General features: G+C 57.0%; 19 protein-coding genes. 5 read left to right on the forward strand and 14 right to left on the reverse strand.

What is annotated here, in order from left to right; all coding sequences use genetic code 11:
• The 3 genes from slmA to coaBC all read right to left on the reverse strand — a co-directional run.
• Window positions 1–502: nucleoid occlusion factor SlmA (gene slmA / locus WFM46_RS13815; RefSeq protein ID WP_336997820.1), on the reverse strand; the 502-nt coding region annotated here is incomplete at its 3' end.
• A 116-nt stretch (window positions 503–618) separates the two neighbouring features.
• On the reverse strand, window positions 619–1,077 hold the full coding sequence (gene dut / locus WFM46_RS13820) for a dUTP diphosphatase (RefSeq protein WP_336997821.1): 459 nt from the start codon (window positions 1,075–1,077) through the stop codon (window positions 619–621).
• A complete protein-coding gene (coaBC, locus tag WFM46_RS13825) occupies window positions 1,055–2,266 on the reverse strand; it encodes a bifunctional phosphopantothenoylcysteine decarboxylase/phosphopantothenate--cysteine ligase CoaBC (protein ID WP_180209992.1) in 1,212 nt (403 codons plus the stop codon). The genes dut and coaBC overlap by 23 nt, the downstream gene beginning before the upstream one ends.
• A 174-nt stretch (window positions 2,267–2,440) precedes the next feature.
• On the opposite strand from coaBC, the gene radC reads away from it, so the two are divergent.
• From radC to mutM, 4 genes are all read left to right on the forward strand, one after another.
• Window positions 2,441–3,106 (forward strand): RadC family protein, encoded by a 666-nt coding sequence (gene radC, locus WFM46_RS13830; protein ID WP_156653683.1) that lies wholly within the window; start codon window positions 2,441–2,443, stop codon window positions 3,104–3,106.
• A gap of 218 nt (window positions 3,107–3,324) precedes the next feature.
• Window positions 3,325–3,561: a 50S ribosomal protein L28 gene (gene rpmB, locus WFM46_RS13835; RefSeq protein WP_002436699.1), complete on the forward strand. Its 237-nt coding sequence runs from the start codon at window positions 3,325–3,327 to the stop codon at window positions 3,559–3,561.
• A gap of 22 nt (window positions 3,562–3,583) precedes the next feature.
• The gene (gene rpmG, locus WFM46_RS13840; RefSeq protein WP_013094893.1) at window positions 3,584–3,751 is read left to right on the forward strand and encodes a 50S ribosomal protein L33; all 168 of its coding nucleotides are present in this window, start codon (window positions 3,584–3,586) and stop codon (window positions 3,749–3,751) included.
• Between the two features lie 72 nt (window positions 3,752–3,823).
• Window positions 3,824–4,633, forward strand: a complete 810-nt coding sequence (gene mutM, locus WFM46_RS13845; protein WP_103177718.1) for a bifunctional DNA-formamidopyrimidine glycosylase/DNA-(apurinic or apyrimidinic site) lyase — start codon at window positions 3,824–3,826, stop codon at window positions 4,631–4,633.
• A 40-nt stretch (window positions 4,634–4,673) separates the two neighbouring features.
• Here mutM and coaD read toward each other — a convergent pair whose 3' ends face one another.
• The 7 genes from coaD to WFM46_RS13880 all read right to left on the reverse strand — a co-directional run bounded on the left by coaD (window position 4,674) and on the right by WFM46_RS13880 (window position 12,467).
• Window positions 4,674–5,153: a pantetheine-phosphate adenylyltransferase gene (coaD, locus tag WFM46_RS13850; RefSeq protein ID WP_103177719.1), complete on the reverse strand. Its 480-nt coding sequence runs from the start codon at window positions 5,151–5,153 to the stop codon at window positions 4,674–4,676.
• A 3-nt stretch (window positions 5,154–5,156) separates the two neighbouring features.
• Window positions 5,157–5,927: a glycosyltransferase family 2 protein gene (locus tag WFM46_RS13855; RefSeq protein ID WP_336997822.1), complete on the reverse strand. Its 771-nt coding sequence runs from the start codon at window positions 5,925–5,927 to the stop codon at window positions 5,157–5,159.
• Window positions 5,927–7,201, reverse strand: a complete 1,275-nt coding sequence (gene waaA, locus WFM46_RS13860) for a lipid IV(A) 3-deoxy-D-manno-octulosonic acid transferase (protein ID WP_103181012.1) — start codon at window positions 7,199–7,201, stop codon at window positions 5,927–5,929. Before waaA ends, WFM46_RS13855 begins: the two co-directional genes overlap by 1 nt.
• Window positions 7,202–7,355: 154 nt before the next feature.
• Complete coding sequence (locus WFM46_RS13865) at window positions 7,356–8,990, reverse strand: sulfatase-like hydrolase/transferase (protein WP_336997823.1); 1,635 nt, start codon at window positions 8,988–8,990, stop codon at window positions 7,356–7,358.
• An 18-nt stretch (window positions 8,991–9,008) separates the two neighbouring features.
• Window positions 9,009–9,980 carry a glycosyltransferase gene (locus WFM46_RS13870; protein WP_103177722.1) on the reverse strand — a complete coding sequence of 324 codons (972 nt, stop codon included), beginning with the start codon at window positions 9,978–9,980 and terminating at the stop codon, window positions 9,009–9,011.
• A gap of 8 nt (window positions 9,981–9,988) precedes the next feature.
• Window positions 9,989–10,972, reverse strand: a complete 984-nt coding sequence (locus WFM46_RS13875) for a glycosyltransferase (protein WP_336997824.1) — start codon at window positions 10,970–10,972, stop codon at window positions 9,989–9,991.
• A gap of 124 nt (window positions 10,973–11,096) precedes the next feature.
• Window positions 11,097–12,467, reverse strand: coding sequence for an O-antigen ligase family protein (locus WFM46_RS13880; RefSeq protein ID WP_103177724.1), 1,371 nt, complete (start codon window positions 12,465–12,467; stop codon window positions 11,097–11,099).
• A gap of 256 nt (window positions 12,468–12,723) precedes the next feature.
• On the opposite strand from WFM46_RS13880, the gene WFM46_RS13885 reads away from it, so the two are divergent.
• Window positions 12,724–13,827, forward strand: coding sequence for a glycosyltransferase family 4 protein (locus tag WFM46_RS13885; protein ID WP_103177725.1), 1,104 nt, complete (start codon window positions 12,724–12,726; stop codon window positions 13,825–13,827).
• Here the strand turns inward: WFM46_RS13885 and WFM46_RS13890 are convergent.
• From WFM46_RS13890 to rfaF, 4 genes are read right to left on the reverse strand one after another with little or no spacing between them, the layout of a single operon-like run.
• Complete coding sequence (locus WFM46_RS13890; RefSeq protein WP_336997825.1) at window positions 13,806–14,915, reverse strand: glycosyltransferase family 4 protein; 1,110 nt, start codon at window positions 14,913–14,915, stop codon at window positions 13,806–13,808. The two genes, WFM46_RS13885 and WFM46_RS13890, sit on opposite strands and share 22 nt — an antisense overlap.
• Window positions 14,912–16,015 carry a putative lipopolysaccharide heptosyltransferase III gene (gene rfaQ, locus WFM46_RS13895; protein WP_114385513.1) on the reverse strand — a complete coding sequence of 368 codons (1,104 nt, stop codon included), beginning with the start codon at window positions 16,013–16,015 and terminating at the stop codon, window positions 14,912–14,914. The genes WFM46_RS13890 and rfaQ overlap by 4 nt, the downstream gene beginning before the upstream one ends.
• On the reverse strand, window positions 16,008–16,991 hold the full coding sequence (rfaC, locus tag WFM46_RS13900; protein ID WP_336997826.1) for a lipopolysaccharide heptosyltransferase RfaC: 984 nt from the start codon (window positions 16,989–16,991) through the stop codon (window positions 16,008–16,010). Before rfaC ends, rfaQ begins: the two co-directional genes overlap by 8 nt.
• Before the next feature lie 3 nt (window positions 16,992–16,994).
• A complete protein-coding gene (gene rfaF, locus WFM46_RS13905; RefSeq protein ID WP_336997827.1) occupies window positions 16,995–18,041 on the reverse strand; it encodes an ADP-heptose--LPS heptosyltransferase RfaF in 1,047 nt (348 codons plus the stop codon).

Consider the following 18,041-nt stretch of genomic DNA (forward strand, 5'->3'; position numbering starts at 1 on the left):
CTTCACAGAAGGCCAGAACTTGCCCGGCAAGCAGTGATTCATCCGTGGTGAAGCCTTCCCCTTCGCGCATTTTCTTTTCGCGTAATACCTGGCGCAGCTGCGCCTCAATACGTTCGAAAAGCTGGTTAATACGCCCCTGCAATCTGTCCTGTTCAAACATCAGCGCGTGGCCGGTCAGGATACGGGTTAACCCCGGATTGCGCTCGCCGAAACCGAGGATCAGCAGGACAATCAGACGCAGCCGTGCGGTGGTGTCTTTTTCATCCTTCAGAATCAGGTTGATACGCGTGATCAGGCTATCTTCGATAAACTCGATCAGGCTGTCGAACATCCGCGTTTTGCTGGGAAAATGACGGTACAGCGCCGCTTCCGACACGCCCACAGAGGCGGCCAGTTTTGCGGTGGTGATGCGTTGACTGCCATCGCTGGATTCAAGCATCAGAGCCAGAGATTGAAGTATTTCTTCGCGACGATTCCTTTTCGCTGTTTGTTTTTCTGCCATGTTACAAAATACCCCTGAAAATAATCACTAGTCAGGCTGACGTCCACACAACGACCGCAAACGGCTGTTTGCGGTTTGTTATTACGTTATACGTTGTGGGATGCGTATAGCCGGGTTTATTTACGCCCGGAATGGCCGAAGCCGCCTTCGCCGCGATCGGTCGCGTCGAAATCTTCTACCAGATTAAATTCAGCCTGTACCACCGGGACGAACACCATCTGGGCGACACGCTCGCCGGGTTGAATGGTGAAGCTCTCCTGGCCACGGTTCCAGACAGAAACCATCAGTTGACCCTGATAGTCAGAATCGATAAGACCCACCAGGTTGCCCAGCACGATACCATGCTTATGACCCAGGCCGGAACGCGGCAGGATCACCGCCGCCAGAGAGGCGTCGGCAATGTGGATCGCAAGGCCGGTCGGCAGCAGCGTGGTAGCGCCGGGTGCCAGTTCTACGGCGTCGTCGAGGCAGGCACGCAGGTCAAGACCGGCAGAGCCGGTAGTGGCATAGGTCGGCAGTGGAAATTGCTGACCAACACGCGGGTCCAGAATCTTAACGTCGATTTTTTTCATCATAACGGGTAACGATCTCGTCCAGTAATTGTTGGCCCAGGAGTTCCTTGCGCTCAAGCGGTAAGACTTTATCTCCATCCTGCCAGAAAAGGTGCAATGCGTTGCTGTCGCTGTTGAATCCTTGTGAGGCCAGCGATACGTCGTTCGCGCAAATCAAATCGAGGTTTTTGCGGGTACGTTTTTGCCGGGCATATTCTTCCACATTATTCGTTTCAGCGGCAAACCCAACGACGTAAGGGCGGCGATCTTTTAATGCCGCGACCCCGGCTACGATATCGGGGTTTTTCACCATTTTTATCGTGATTTCATCGCCTTGCTTTTTGATTTTCTCATCGGCTATGGCGGCAGCACGATAGTCCGCCACGGCAGCACAGCCGATAAAAATCTGCTGCTGCTGCGCATGGGCCTGAACCGCGGCGTCCATTTCCAGCGCGGTAGCGACGTCGATGCGCTGCACCCCTGGAGGCGTTGGCAGCGTAACCGGGCCGCTCACCAGCGTCACCTTTGCCCCGCGCGACGCGGCGGCGGCGGCAATCGCAAAGCCCATCTTGCCGGAGCTTTGGTTGGTGATATAGCGCACCGGATCCAGCGGTTCACGCGTCGGACCCGCGGTAATCATGATGTTGAGATGTTGCAGATCGTTGACAGGTGAAAAATGACTCGCGGCCAGATCCACAATCGCCAGCGGATCCAGCATGCGGCCCGGACCCACATCGCCACAGGCCTGGCTACCGCTATCCGGCCCCCAGATTAACAGCCCGCGAGAGGCGAGGGTCGCCAGGTTATGTTGCGTTGCCGCGTTGCGGTACATCTGCTGGTTCATGGCCGGGACCACGGCAACGGGCGCCGGAGTGGCCAGGCAAATAGTGGTAACCAGGTCGTTAGCCATGCCGGCGGCAACGCGGGCGATGAGATCGGCGGTGGCGGGGGCGAGGATGACTAAATCGGCCCATTTACCCAGCTCAATATGGCCCATTGCGGCTTCTGCCGCCGGATCGAGCAGGCTGTCCGACACCGGGTAGCCTGAAACGGCCTGCAGGCTCAGCGGCGTAATGAACGCTTTGCCCCCTTCGGTTATTGCCACCCGCACGTCCGCCCCGCGCTCGCGTAAACGGCGCACCAGTTCCGGCGTTTTATAGGCTGCAATGCCGCCGCTCACGCCAAGAACGATTTTTTTACCGGCCAGGCTCATCATGATTCTTTCCTGTTGGGTTCAGCTGAGAGGCGGGCATTTTATCACAATCCGAAAAGCATCGTGCTGTTGTCCATCCGCCACTTTGCGAGGCGCTACGCAATACGAAAAACAGAGCCTCGTGAGGCGACAGGTGCTGTGGCAGCATAGCGTGGTGATGGAGAAGGAGAGGGTATGGAGACACTATCCCCGCTGCTGCCGCGGGAGAAAATGCTAAGGGATGGCGCGACACGGCTGACGGACGAAGAGCTGCTGGCGCTCTTCCTGCGTACCGGGACGCGGAGTAAAAACGTGTTTGCGCTTGCCAGAGATCTGTTGCAGCATTTCGGCTCGCTGCACGGTTTGTTATCCGCAGAGCTGAAGGATTTCAGGCGGGTCGAGGGAATTGGCCTGGCGACATTCGCCCAGCTGAAAGGGATTGCGGAGCTTGCCCGCCGTTATTACTGCTCGGGGATTCGGAGCATCAATCCGCTAAAAGACCCGCAGATGACCCGGGAGTTTGTGCGCAGCCAACTGGCGGAAGAGGAGCGCGAGATCTTTATGGTTATCTTCCTCGATAACCAAAACCGGGTGCTGAGCCACAGCCGGTTATTTTCGGGAACCCTGCGCCACGTTGAGGTGCATCCCCGGGAAATTGTGCGCGAAGCGATAAAAGTGAATGCCGCGGGCGTGATCCTCGCGCATAATCACCCCTCAGGGCGCGCCGAACCGAGCAAAGCCGACAGAGACGTGACCGCACGCATCATTAAATGCTGTCAATTCATGGACATTTGTGTTCTTGATCATCTGGTCATTGGCCGCGGAGAGTACGTTTCGTTTGCCGAACGTGGGTGGATTTAAGCCATTTCTCGCGATCCATCGGGATCTTTGTCTGTTCGGGACTTGAGCACATCCGCGAGTCAGCGTATACTACGCCACCTTTGAGAATCTCGGGTTTGGCAATTGGGCCTGGCAATCGATGGTTCACTAAGAACTACGCGATGACCGGGCTGTAAAGCCTGACGAGGCGCCGATACCCCATACGAAGCTCGAGCTAATTTGATTTTTGGAGAATAGACATGTCCCGAGTCTGCCAAGTTACTGGCAAGCGTCCGGTGACCGGTAACAACCGTTCCCACGCACTGAACGCGACTAAACGCCGTTTCCTGCCGAACCTGCACTCTCACCGTTTCTGGGTTGAGAGCGAGAAGCGTTTTGTCACCCTGCGCGTATCTGCTAAAGGTATGCGTGTAATTGATAAGAAAGGCATCGATACAGTTCTGTCTGAACTGCGTGCCCGTGGCGAAAAGTACTAAGTACTTAAAGAGGAAATAAATCATGGCTAAAGGTATTCGCGAGAAAATCAAGCTGGTTTCTTCTGCTGGTACAGGTCACTTCTACACCACCACGAAGAACAAACGTACTAAGCCGGAAAAACTGGAACTGAAAAAGTTCGATCCAGTTGTACGCCAGCACGTTATGTACAAAGAAGCTAAAATCAAATAATTTTAGATTCCTTGTATTGAAAAACCCCGCATCTGCGGGGTTTTTTGCATTCTGCATCTCAACGGAGGAACCATGCCTGAATTACCTGAGGTAGAGACCAGCCGCCGTGGCATTGAGCCTCATCTGGTCGGTGCGACCATTCTTCACGCTGTTGTCCGTAACGGTCGTCTTCGCTGGCCGGTCTCTGACGAGATCCATGCGCTGAGCGATAAACCGGTTCTCAGCGTACAGCGCCGCGCAAAGTACCTGCTGCTTGAGTTGCCTGACGGTTGGATCATCATCCATCTGGGCATGTCCGGGAGCCTGCGCATCCTCAGCGAAGAGTTGCCCGCAGAAAAACATGACCATGTCGATCTGGTGATGAGCAACGGCAAAGTGCTGCGCTATACCGATCCGCGTCGTTTTGGCGCCTGGCTGTGGACCAAAGAGCTGGAAGGGCATAATGTGCTGGCGCACCTCGGGCCGGAGCCGCTCTCTGACGCGTTTAACGCGGAGTACCTGAAGGCGAAGTGCGCGAAGAAGAAAACCGCCATTAAACCCTGGCTGATGGATAACAAGCTGGTGGTCGGCGTGGGCAATATCTACGCCAGTGAATCGCTGTTTGCCGCCGGGATCCATCCCGATCGGTTAGCCTCATCGCTGTCGTCGCAGGAGTGTGAGCTGCTGGTGCGGGTGATCAAAGCCGTACTGCTGCGTTCGATTGAGCAGGGCGGAACTACCCTGAAAGACTTCCTGCAAAGCGACGGCAAGCCGGGCTACTTTGCTCAGGAGCTACAGGTCTATGGCCGTAAAGATGAGCCGTGTCGGGTCTGTGGCACACCGATTGTGGCAACGAAGCATGCCCAACGGGCAACGTTCTATTGCCGTCAGTGCCAGAAATGATGCGGAGGCCCGGTAAGCGCAGCGCCACCGGGCAAAACATTTATTTCAGCTTGTCCATCAGCGCCTGATGCACGCTGGCGGGTAAGAAATGGGTGACGTCACCCGCGTGGCGAGCCACCTCTTTGACCAGCGAAGAGGAGATAAACGACCACTCTTTGGACGGCATCAGAAAGACGCTCTCCAGCTCGGGCATCAGATGGCGGTTCATGTGCGCCAGCTGCATCTCATATTCAAAATCGGCCACCGCGCGCAGTCCGCGAATCAGGATATTGGCCTGCTGAGCGCGGGCAAAGTTCGCCATCAGATCGCTAAAGCCCACGACCTCCACATTGGGTAAGTGCGCGGTCGCGGCTTTCGCCAGCGCAACCCGCTCATCGAGATCGAACAGGGGCTTTTTGCTGGGGCTGGCGGCAATCGCCAGAATCACCGTATCAAACATGCTTGCGGCACGCGTGACGATATCGATATGGCCGTTGGTGACAGGATCAAAGGTACCCGGATAAATCGCTTTTGTGCTCATGGCTCACGCTTTCTCAGAGTAGCCGCGGCTCAGCGCCCACAGCTCGGTGTATTTATTAAAAGTATACTGGGCATTAACCACCGCCAGTAACCAGCCCTGTTTACCGTCCAGCACGCCGCCACGTAGCACCAGCGTCTTCAGAAACGCGCCGACGGTGTGGCTGAAAATCCCAGCCAGCGAGGTCTTCTTGCCGCGCTGATGGCGCTCCTGGGCCCACGCCGTGGCGTAATTAAGCTGTTTACGCTGAAAGCTGGCGAAATCACGGCAGGTCAGATGCAGGAGGTCGCCATCGAGGGCAGTCACTGGCGCACCGTCGCAGGCCAGCGACTCATGAACCAGGTTATCGTTGTACTGATAGCGCGTCCGCGGATAAAGACGCATAACGCGATCGGGATACCAGCCGCTGTGACGCATAAAGCGGCCAAGGAAATAGTTTCGCCGGGCGATGCTGTAGACAACATCAGGCTGAGGGGCCGCCAGTACGCGCTGGATGGCCTGTTTAAGCTCTGGGGTTACACGCTCGTCGGTGTCGATCATCAGGACATAATCGCCGGTGGCGTACTGCTGCGCCCGCTGGCGCTGAATACCATAACCCTGCCAGTCGGCATCGATATGGACCTGTACGCCGGCTGCGCGGGCGATGTTAACCGTGTCGTCGGTACTGCCGGAATCGAGCAGGATCAGTTCATCGGCCCATGCCACAGAGGCGAGGCAATCCGGCAGCAGGTCGGCGGCGTTTTTGGCGATCATCACCACCGACAGACGCGCAGACATCAGTGGCTCCGCAGGGGCAGGTAAGGTTGCAGCAGCTGCAGCAGGCGGGTCAGCGCCCCCTGGTTCTGATGCAGCACTTCGACAGCGTGACGGCCATACCACAGACGATAATCTTCGTCGGTCAGCAGGTTTGAAACCTCTTTTTCGATGGCGTTCGCATCGGTGACGGTAATCAGCCCGTCCGCCTGCTGCAGTTTGGCGCAGATATCTTTGAAGTTGAAGGTATGCGGCCCCATCAGCACCGGGATGGCGTGCGCTGCGGGCTCCAGCGGGTTATGCCCGCCACGCTCCACGAGGCTGCCACCCACAAAGGCCAGATCGGCAATACCGTAAAGCAGCATCAGCTCACCCATGGTATCGCCAATCACTACCTGGGTGCTGGCGGACGGGATCTCACCGCTGCTGCGCATCGTGAAGCTGAATCCGCCCTTTTGCACCATCTCGCGGGCATCTTTAAACCGTTCAGGATGACGAGGCACGAGGATCAGCAGCAGGTCCGGGAAGCGTTCAAGAAGCTGGCGGTGCGCCTGCAGGATAATCTCTTCTTCACCGTCGTGGGTACTGGTGGCGATCCACACTTTGCGGCGCGGCGCCCACTGGCGACGCAATGTGACTGCCCGGGCAGCCAGCTCCGGGGTAACAGAAATATCAAACTTCAGGCTGCCGGTGACCGCCAGCTGGTTGCGCTTCAGGCCCAGCGACAGGAATCGCGCGCCATCTTCTTCGTTTTGTGCCGCAATCAGGGTGATCTTGCTCAGCAGGCGGCGCATAAAGTTGCCCAGCTTGCCGTAGCCCTTCGCGGAGCGTTCTGACAGGCGAGCGTTAGCCACCACCAGGGGAATTTTGCGGGCGTGCAGGGCAGAAATCATGTTCGGCCACAGTTCGGTTTCCATTACGATCACCAGCTTAGGGCGCACGGTGTTAAGGAAACGGTTCATGGCACAGGGTAAATCATACGGCAGATAGACGTGATGCACATCTTTGCCAAAAGCGGACATGGCGCGTTCGGAACCGGTAGGCGTCATGGTGGTGACGGTGATCGGCAGCGACGGATAGCGGTGGCGCAGGGCGCGGACCAGCGGAATGGCGGCCAGCGTTTCACCCACCGAAACGGAATGGAGCAGGATACCGTCCGGCGCAACTTTGTTGCGGCAATAACCATAGCGTTCAGCCCAGCGTTTACGGTAGGCAGGCGCTTTACGGCTACGCAGCAGCAGTCGTAGCCACACCAGTGGCTGAATAATATAGAGCAGAGCGGTATACAACAATTCCAAGCGATTATCCGTTTTTTCAGTTTCGGCGGGCAAATTCTAAGCATTTAGGCCGTTTAAAGCTATCCCTTTGGCGCGTTTGCTCAGCCATTTGCCTGCGTTACGTGCGTTCACAGATAAAAAAACGGGCATTCGCTGCCCGTTTTTTTGTTTCTGCTTAACGTTCCGCTTCCGGCAACGCGTTCAGGTGGTAGGTGACACGCTCCGACAGTCCCCGAATATCACCCCCAGTGATGAAGTAGCTGTCGTCTTTCTGGTTCGGATTACTGACCGCGTATCCCAGCATTTTGTTGATCAGCGTCGCCATCTGGTAATGGTTGAGCGGCATCTGCGGGCTGATGGCGCTCATCGCATACGCCTGATCGTTACTGAAGTAGAGGAACGGCACCTGGGCAATCGGCATCTCAACGATGGAGTGGCCGAACAGACCGCCATCACCCACGCGCTCCCCGTGATCCGAGGTGATAAAGACCAGGACCGGCAGCTTTGATTTCGCCTTGGCGGTACGGATCGCCGAAGCCAGCTCTCTGTCGTACAGGCGAACGGCATCATCGTACTCGTTTTTCTTCTGCGCCACGTCGTCATCGAGACGTGGGGTAGAGAATTTGGCGAAGCCTTGCGGGATGTTGCGCTCGTAAGGGATGTGCGGCGCACGGCTGTTCAGCACCATCAGGAACGGTTTGTTCCAGTCCAGCTTAGCCTGCTCAACCGAAGGGGTCAGCACCACATCGGCACCCACGTCCGGCGCCGGGCGGATCTGCGTATCTTCCCACAGGTCAATGTCGTGAATACCGATCCAGTTGCTCAATCCTTCCAGGCCTTGGGCGGAGATAAACGCCGTCTGGTAGCCCTGTTTTTTGGCATTAGTGAAGATATTGGTCGACTTCGACTTATAGGCGCCGTAGTTATCCGGCTCACGCAGGTTGTTCACCAGCATCGGGATTGCCACGCGGGTCGAGACCGCGTTAGAGACGATCAGACGCCCGGTCCCCTGATACTGCTGCATCAGCGCTTTCAGCTCCGGGGTGGTGTCACGTTCATAGCCCAGGGCGCTGACGTGGTGCGGGTTCAGACTCTCACCAATCGCCAGGATTATGGAGTATTTCCCGGCCTGACTACCCTCAACCGGCGTGACCTTATAGGGCGCATAATGCGTGAGGCTCTGATTTTCGCCGGAAATGGCTTCCGGGATCAGACGAATGGCACTGAAGCTCATGGCGGACAGACCGTTACGCAGTAAGGAGTGGCGCAGATCCGGGTTGAATTTATACATCTGCCCGTCGATGGCTTTATAGAACTGGCCGACAAACATCACCATGATAGCCAGCAGGCAAGGCATGGCGACCCACTTATGCCACTGCGGCGCGAGGCGGCGGGTAAAGACCAGCGCAAAGAGCACCGCGACGGCCATGATGACAAAGTAAATCCCAAGCGATCCGAGGCTGTCCGTAATGCCGCTGGCGATATCTTTGGTTTCGACAAAGGCCAGCCATACTTCGCTCGGGCCGTAAAACTGACCGTAGAACTGGTAATAGACCGCTTCCGATATCTGGACGATAAAGGTGACGGCCAGCAGTAGCCGGGTCAGGAAGAAGCGGGCACTGATGGCCGCCAGCAGGGAGATAATCAGGTACAGCGACATGTCGCTGGATTTCGGCTGATAAACATGGTCTTTCAGCAGGATGATGATTTCACAGAGTGAAAACAGCACCAGGAAAACCAGGGTTAACACCACGGTGCGCAGGATATTGCGGCGCGGCGTGAGGGGCGAGAGTAAGGATGCTTTAAACATGAACGGACTCAACGTAACTCAAAACTTTTTAGTGAGCGGGCGAATGGCTTTACCAAAACCAAAACGCAGGGCGCGGATCAGAGTAGGGCGTTTATGCAGTCCTTTACGCCAGATATCCTCAAACAGATTGAACCAACGCGCGGCGACCGCTTCGCGGGAATAAACCTGCAGACGTTTATCGCCCTGTTCACGCATCTGACGATAGAGTTCAGGGGTATTCTTCAGGCGCATAATGGCCTCGAAGGCTTCATCAGGCGTTTTGGCGATCAGGTAATCAAGCTCACTTTCGCGGATAGCACGGTACGAGGGTTCGTCATCGCAGATCATTACCGTTTTGCCGAGCCAGTTGTTAATCAGCTTGCTGGCAGGTTTGCGCGTCAGCTTATGGTCATGGGATTTACGGAAGCTGATACAGACGTCGACGTCCTGATAGTTGGTCCAGTTATCGAAGGAGATGCGCAGGTCGATGCCCTGTTCAGCAAGGCGCTGCTTAAATTCGTCGCTACGGAAGGCCTCCGGGAAGCTGTCCACGCGGCCAAAAAAGGCCACGGTTTTGACAGTTTCATCGGTACGTTCGCGCGGTTTCACGCCGGGTTGCGGCCAGTAGGGTACAAAGACGCCATTGCTGCGGTTGCCCGCTTCAGGATTCTGATCCACCACCACGTCGGCGCCAATCACCGGTGGACGATCGGCACGGGCGACGACGGTGACGCCACGCCAGGGTTTAACGCGCGATCCAAAATCATCGTTATGCATCAGGTTGATGGCATCCGGGCGACACTCTGAGCCAAAAGAACACTCAATATCGTCGCCGTAATAGTGCTTCAGCGCCAGGGTGGTCTGGAACGTCCAGCCGCCGCGCCCGCCGCAGTAAAAGCGCTCCGGGATGGTGTCCGGGTTCACGCGGTTATCCAGCAGCGTCTGGAAATCTGCGTAGTTTTTAGCGATGAAATCAGCGCGGGAGACTGCGTGTAATTTAAGTTTGCTCATAATATCCGTTAGCCGATGATTTTCTTAAGGCGGAAGTAACGACGTCCCAGACGCCAGCGCTGGCGTAAGCCGCGCGCGTTTTGCCAGATCATCGACCAAATGCCGCGATCGAACAGTTCCTGAGTAATTTCGCGTTTCTTCGCGCTGTCTTCGATATTGTTAATGCTGTGCAAAATACCCAAACCCTCTTTGGCGATTTGCCACTGACAGGCCGGGACACGCTTTACCTGCTCCGGGTAGCGCTTATTGATGGCGTCCAGCATTTCGAGGATCTTCATATAGTGACGTGACGAACGCATGCGGGTGTCGTCGGTACCTGGCGTATGGGAGACCGATGCAGAGTGGATCAGATAGTCGTAATAGACTTCGTCAATGTATTGCACCCGTTTCGCGGTCAGCAGTACTTCCGTGGTCCAGGGGATATCCTGATGGCGCAGGCCATGTTCGAAGGTAAAACCCTGTGCCTTGATAAAGGCGTGGCGATAAATATTCAGCCAGGTGACATGCAGGAATTTGCGCGAGGCCAGCGCTATCTGCAACCATTCGGGGCCACCCATTACGCCAGTGGAGGCCAGCTTATCGGACGGGAAAATTTTTTTCGACGGACGGCCATCGTCATAAATATAGGTGCCGTTGCAGGTCGCGACATCCAGCTGGCCCGCAAAGGCGATCTCCAGCAGGCGCGGGTACATGCCAGGGTAAATAACGTCATCAATATCCGGGAAGGCAACGTATTCGCCGGTCGCCGCGGCCAGACCGGTGTTGCGCGCGGCTGATACGCCGCCATTAGCCTGGTCGATAACCTTAAAATGGGTAAATTCGTTGGCGTAGCGGGAAATAATTTCAGCTGAGCGATCCGTCGATCCGTCATTAACAATAATCAATTCCAGACTGGATAAATTCTGCTGTTTAATGCTGTCAAAAAAAGCGCTCAGGAATTTTTCGCCGTTATAAACGGCAACGATGAGGCTTAATTGAGGCGTTTCAGACATGCTTTCTCCGTAAAAATACGCAGCAATAAAAGGGTATAACCATCACATGCAACGGCATTTCGACAGCCGGCAGGCTAAAGCGTTCCACGCCAGGGTGTTAAACACCGCTGGCGTGACGTCTTCATCAGGATGTTAACTTCTCGGTCGGTGCAGGGCGTAGGGCGCACATACCAACCAGCAGGCCGGTCAGCAGCATATACTGCTCAAGGTAGTGATCTTTAAGGTTGTGATCGACCATGGTCCGGCAGAAGAAGCCGACGGTAAAGAGCAGCAGGAACATCCCCACCATCATGTTGCCGCGACGAAACTCCCGCCAGCCGATATACCAGCAGCCCACCAGCAGGATCAGCCAGCCGGCGATACCTATCACACCATTCTGAATACCAAATTCGATCAGGCCGTAGTGGCTATGGGGGATATTAATACGGTTATCCTGGGTATCCCGGCGTAATACATAACGGAAGGCCTCTTTTCTGGCCCCCATGCCTGCCGGGTGTTCGGCAATCAGTTTCCAGCCCTGATGGAAGAAGCTGGCCCGACAACCATTGGAATGGTTCATAGGTACACCGAGACTGTTAACCGGTACCGTTCCGTCTGTTTTATTGTAACAAAAGCTAGTAAAGGGAGCGTTCCAGCCCGCTATGGCATCACTTTCCAGATTTTGCCAGCGTGGGTCTGTTTTCCAGGAAGCGTAACCGAGTAACACCGAGGCAATAGTAATGCCCACAAGAATACCACCTGTAACGATAACCCGGCTGCGCCGCATGTTGTGCATGCTCAGCAGGATAAAGGTAGAGAAAATGCTGCCGACCAGACCGATGGTGCCCCAGCGGGTGTCCACCAGTGCGGTACACACCAGATTACTTAACAGCATTAACGCCAGTACTGAGGTTTTCAGGCGCAGGAAGCGTTGATGCAACAGACCACGCGCCAGCAACTCGGCCATCAAAAAGCCGGTGATCATATTGACCTGGAAGCTCATGCGGGTGCGGTTATAAACAATCCGTGTTTCACCCCAGTGTATATAGCCGTCGCGCCAGTAGAGCCAGAGTGAATCCAGCAAATGAACGCAGACCACGCCCCAGAAAAAGAGGATCACCAGCGTAAAGAAGCGGGCGGCGGTCATGGAGGGATAGGTTCTTTGGATCGCTGGTAATAATACCAGCCCTGCACAGAACAGTAATACCGGGCGTAGCCACTGACCGCTCCAGGCAGAAACCATCTCTTTAATATCTGGTGCGACAAAAAAACCATTAATCACAATAAAGAAAGTTAACGCCCATACCACGATAAGAACGAACTTAATTTTGCTTAAATTCAGCCGTTGTCTGGTTGCGTTATTGCTAAAAAAGAGACCAAGAGCGACCGCGACAATGGGATAAATCAAACCATTACGATGAAACGGCAGCTGATCGTTAGGAATAGGCCAGACAAAACATAAGGCCAGTACAGCAAGGACTAACAGGCCTGTCAGAATGTTACGAGTATTTGTCATATTTTTTGGGCTGGTTAAGGATTTTTCGGTTCTTGACCGGCTGGTTAACAATGCAGTGAGTGATTTCCACGGTTTTTCAGTGGGAAATAAAAAGCCAGAGAAAATTATCACAAATACCTGACCTACAGAAGGACAATGTTTGTAAGCAAGAATAATCCATATCACGCTTTCCAGTGCCTGGGCTTTATGTATTACCGGGGCTGTAACGTATATAATTTGTTGTTATGCCAGCTAATGCACAATAACCAGGAAAAGTATGCATATTGTTCACACTGAAGCCGACGGGGGTAAGGGCGGCCAGCCGTTACGCATTATTAATGAGTCCCTTGGGATGATTCAGCGTGGCCATCAGGTGACCATACTTTGCCCGGAGAGTGCGCCGCTGCATGGCCTGGCGCGCGATGCCGGGTTAACGGTGGTCACCATGCCGCTTCGGCGCAAGAACCTTCAGAACCTGCAGCAGCTGCGCGGCTGGCTGAAAGAGAACCGTTCATCCATTGATGTCATAAATAGTCATAATTCTGCCGATACCTGGCTGGTGGCGCTGGCCAATCTTACTCTCTCAAACCCGGTGCCGCTGGTGCGTACGCGCCATGCTTCCGGCGTGCCGCGTAACAACTGGACCACCCGCTGGCTGTTTCGTAAAGCCTGTTCGCATATCGTCACTACCGGGGAGGCGCTGCGCCAGCAGATGGCCGATATCGGCGTGCCGATGAACCAAAGTACGTCTGTACCGAGTGGCGTGGATACGCAGCGTTTTCATCCGGCGGATAAGCAACAGGCCCGCGCATACTGCGGCCTGTCGCAGGGGGATTTCTGGCTGGGGGTGGTGTCACATCTGCGGCCTAATAAAGGCCATAGCGTACTGCTACGCGCCCTGGCCGCCATTGATCATCCGCAGATCAAACTGGCGATAGTGGGAGAGGGGCCGCATAAAGCGACGCTGGAGCAGGAGATTATCGACCTGGGATTACAGGCGCGCGTAGTGATGGCGGGGCACCGGAGCGATCCTGAGCGCTGGTTCCCGGCGTTTGATGTTGCGCTTAGCCCGTCGCACGATATGGAAGGCGTCCCGCAGGGAGTGCTGCAGTCGCTGGCGTCGCGGATCGCCACCATCGCCACCGATGCGGGCGGCACGGCAGATGCCGTGATCGACGGCAAAACCGGTATTTTGATCGCCCAGCGCGATGAAACGGCGCTGCGCGAGGCGATTGTGAAACTGTATGAGGATGCTTTGCTGCGCCAAACGCTGGCGCAGCAGGGCTATGATTACCTGTGCCGCCATTTCACTCGTGAATGTATGCTTGCCTCAATGGAAAAGGTCTTTTCCAACGCGGCTCAACGCAGCAGTTCGCGATAGAGCGCCTGCAGCGCTTTCGCCATCCGCTCCAGGGTATAAGGCTCAGCAGTAGCGCGTGCTGCTGCTGAATAATCCACACCCTGGTCACGGCCCTGAAGCCAGAGGCTTATCGCCTGCTGATATCCGTCACTGTCGAGCGCGTCGCGCACCCAGCCGTTCACCCCTTCTTCAATCCACTCTGCCGCGCCGCAGCCATGGCTGGTGAGCAGCGGCAGGCCGCAGGCCAGCGCTTCGACACAGACATTCGGGAAGGGATCGTATAGCGTCGGCAGGATCAGCGCGTCGGCGGTGCCGTAGACCTGGCGCACATCGGCGACCGGCCCCAGAAAACGCACCCGGGAAGCGACGCCGAGCGTCTGCGCCAGCTTTTCGAATTTGCGGGCGTGCTTGTCCCGCCCGGCAACCAGCAGCCAGACCTCAGGGTGAGGCACAATAGCGCGCAGCGCCGTCGCCACCCCTTTACGGCTGAAGCCGGAGCCGACATAGGCCAGAACCGGCGCATGCTGCGGAATACCCAGGACGTCCCGCTGGGAGAGCGTGCGCACATCCGGGCTGAAGTGGGTCGTATCCACACCGTTGTAGATTACCGTCAGCTTGTCATCGGCCAGGCCAAAACGACGGGCGATATCGTCCCGCACCATTTTCGAGTTGCAGATCACTTTGCGCAGCGCAGGATGGGTAAACATCTGCGCTTCCGCCCGCAAAATATAGCGATGGTAGCGGCTCAGGGACTGCGCCCAGCGCGCCAGCGGCGACTGGATGCGGTTGTACTGCTCAAGCCAGGTTGCGTGTACGCCATCCCCGGCGCGGAAGATGGTCGCCCCGGGAATACGTTCGTGGCTCTGCACGATATCGAACTGCGTAAACTGCGCCGCCGCGGCGTCGGCAAAACCCGACTCGCGATCGAGACGGTTACGGAATGATGGATTAACCGTCAGCGTTTTCCAGCCGGCGGCATCCTCCCACTGGCGGGCGATCAGCGTGACGTCGAGAGCCGTATCCTGCGCCAGCACGTTCAGCGCGCGGGAGACGAAGCGCTCCGCGCCGCCGTTGGGGTTATAGGTCTGTCGGACGATAGCGAGCTTCATGCCGGGTTTTCCAGCAGCAGCGTATCGATGGCGCTCAGCACCATTTGCGGGGTGATCGCCGTAATGCAGTCGGAGACGCCGCTGTCGCCGCAGCCCGCTTTACCGCACGGCTGGCAGGTAAACCCAGCCACAATCACGCGGTAGTTCACTCCCCACGGCGCCCACTTAATCGCTCCGGTCGGGCCGAAGATGGCGACGGTCGGTGTGCCCACCGCGCTGGCGAGGTGCATCGGCATGGAGTCAACGCCGAAGTAGATCCGCGCGTGCTTCATCAGCGCGCCCAGCTCTTTCAGGTTTAACTGACCGCTTAAATCAAACACCGGCTGGGTGAGCGCAGCCCGCAGCGCATCCATATAGTCGGTCTCTTCTTTTGACGGTGCGGCGGAGAGGATAACCGGCAGGCCGCGGGCCGCCAGGTTATCAATGGTCGCCGCCAGCTTTTGGATATCCCAGGCCTTAAACATCCAGCGCGACGTGGGGTGCACCAGAATGTAAGAGCCGCTGCTCAGCCCAAAGCCGGCCAGTTTTTCGGCAATCGACGCTTCCGCCGCATCGCCCGGTACAAATAGGGTGTGCTTGTCTGCATCGGTCTGGGGATGGATGCCGATCCGCCGCAGCGCATCCAGATTCACCTCCACCATATGGCGGCTGTTATCCTGGATCGCCGGGTAGAGGGTGGTGAAGGATTTCACCCAGCGGCGACGCGCCAGTCCGCCGCGTTTATCGGGCTTAAAGCCGACGGAGACGCGCGGCTTCAGACGGCGCGCCAGACGCGCGCCGTGCCAGTGTTCGGTGAGGTTGATCAGCACGTCATACTGACGCGCTTTCAGGGTGTTCAGCAACGCACGATACAGACGGAACTGCGCGAACCAGCCCTTTTTACGCCAGTTACGCCCGATGGTATGCACCTGGTCGATAAACGGATGGCTGGTGAGCATCGCCTGGGTGTCGTCATACACCAGGGCATCCACTTCCACATCGGGATAGTTCGTTTTCAGTACCGTAAAGACCGGCGAGGTCAGCAGGACGTCACCGTGGTGACGCAGCTTCACGATCAGCACGCGCTTCGGTGGGCGCTCCGCTGAGAAAAAATCAGACATAGGCTCTCTCTGCTGCCAGCAACGGCTCTAATTGCGCAAATACCGCAGCGGCGCTGAGGTCGCTCAGCTGCGATGAATGTTCCGGGCGGCAGATATATTGATTTTTGCCATAGCCGCCAATCAGACCCGGGTCCGTCGGGCCGTAAAGCGTAATATTAGGACGATCCAGCGCCGCCGTCAGGTGGCTGAGACCGGTATCCACCGACACCACCGCCGTCGCGCCCGCCAGCTGCTGCGCTACGCCATCCAGCTTCATCCGGGGCAGCACGTCCACGTAATCAAAGCCTTCCGCCAGACGCTTCGCCCGCGCCTCTTCGTGCGGAGCGCCCCACGGCAGCCTGATGCGCAGGCCCGCATGGCTCAGCAGGCCGATAAGATCGCGCCAGTGGGCTTCCGGCCAGTGTTTGTCATCCCGGGTGGTGGCGTGCAGGAAGATAAGATAAGGCGCGTGTGGCTTTGCATCGTGCAGGAAATGCTGCGAAATGGCGTAATCCCCCTGCAGTTGCGGTTTCGCATAGCCAAGGCTCTTTGCGAACAGCTCCCGGGTGCGCTCCACGGCATGCTGCTGCTTCGCGATCGCGTGGCGACGATTGTAGAACAGGCTCGCCAGCGGTTCACGGGCGCTCTGCCAGTCCATACCGTGCTTTATGCCGTGGGCCAACCGGGTGACCAGCGCCGCGCTTTTTACCAGCCCCTGGGCGTCGATGATCGCATCGTAATGGTGGGCCTGCAGCGCGTCGCGAAAGGCCTGACGTTCCGCCTTAATCGGTGCGGAAAACCACGCCTTGCGCCAGCGGCGGATCGCCACCGGAATAACGCGGTCTACGGCAGCATGCCAGGTGGGGATCTGGGCGAAGCCCTCTTCCACCACCCAGTCGAAACGGATACCCGGAATAGCCTGCATGGCATCAGTGAGCGAGGGCAGGGTATGCAGCACATCGCCCATTGAGGAGGTTTTAACGATCAATACCCGCATCCGTTATCCTTCTTCGCTCAACAGCAGTTCGTTAAGCTCGTCGAGGACACGCTGCGGAGTGATGTCGATCAGGCTCTGGTGATAGCCTTCAGCGGCGTCACCTTTACGGACTTTGTGGTAGCCGGTGATCAGGCGGATCACGCGCGCTTTATGTGACAGCGGCGGCGTGAAGTCCGGGCTGCTCGGGCCGTACAGCGCCACCAGCGGGCGGTTCAGCGCCGCGGCAACGTGCATCAGGCCGGAGTCATTCGTCACGACCGCCTTACAGGCTGCCAGCAGAACCACCGCCTGCTCCAGCTGGGTCTCCCCGGCCAGATTGCGGCACCAGGCCTGCTGCTCGATGCTCAGCGCGGCGAGGATTTCATTGCCCGCCTCGTGATCTTTCGCCGAGCCGAACAGCACAATCTGATAGCCTTCGTCGATCAGCTGCTTCGCCAGCTCAGCGTAGTGATAGTGCGGCCAGCGCTTCGCCGGGCCGAACTCCGCGCCCGGGCAGAAGCCGATGATCGGGCGATCGGCCTGCAGGCCAAAAGTATTGCAGATCTGGGATTTCTCACCCTCGTTAACCTGAAGCTGCGGCCACAGCAGCGGCTGCGGCAGGTCTTTCGCGCTGCGCATCACCCCTTTGTCGTAGGCCAGCGCCACGTAGCGCTCTACCATCAGCGGCCAGGCCTCTTTATCCAGCACCCGCGCGTCATTCAGCAGGCCGTAGCGCATCTCGCCGCGCCAGCCGGTGCGGTGCGGAACGCCCGCAAAGAAGGGAACCAGGGCAGATTTAAAGGAATTCGGCAGTACATAAGCGCGATCGTAGCGCTTATCACGCAGGCTATGGCCGAGCTTGCGGCGTTCGCCAATTTCCAGCGCCCCGTGGCCGAGCGGCATCGGGATCGCTTCGTTCACTTCCGGCATCCGCGATAACAGCGGACGGCACCACGCGGGTGCCATCACGTCAATTATCGCCTGGGGATAGCGCGCCTTGAGCGTGCGATAGAGACTTTGCGACATCATCATGTCGCCCACCCATGACGGGCCTACCACCAAAATTTTCAT

Source organism: Leclercia sp. M50 (genome assembly GCF_037150775.1).
Taxonomy (GTDB): Bacteria; Pseudomonadota; Gammaproteobacteria; order Enterobacterales; family Enterobacteriaceae; genus Enterobacter.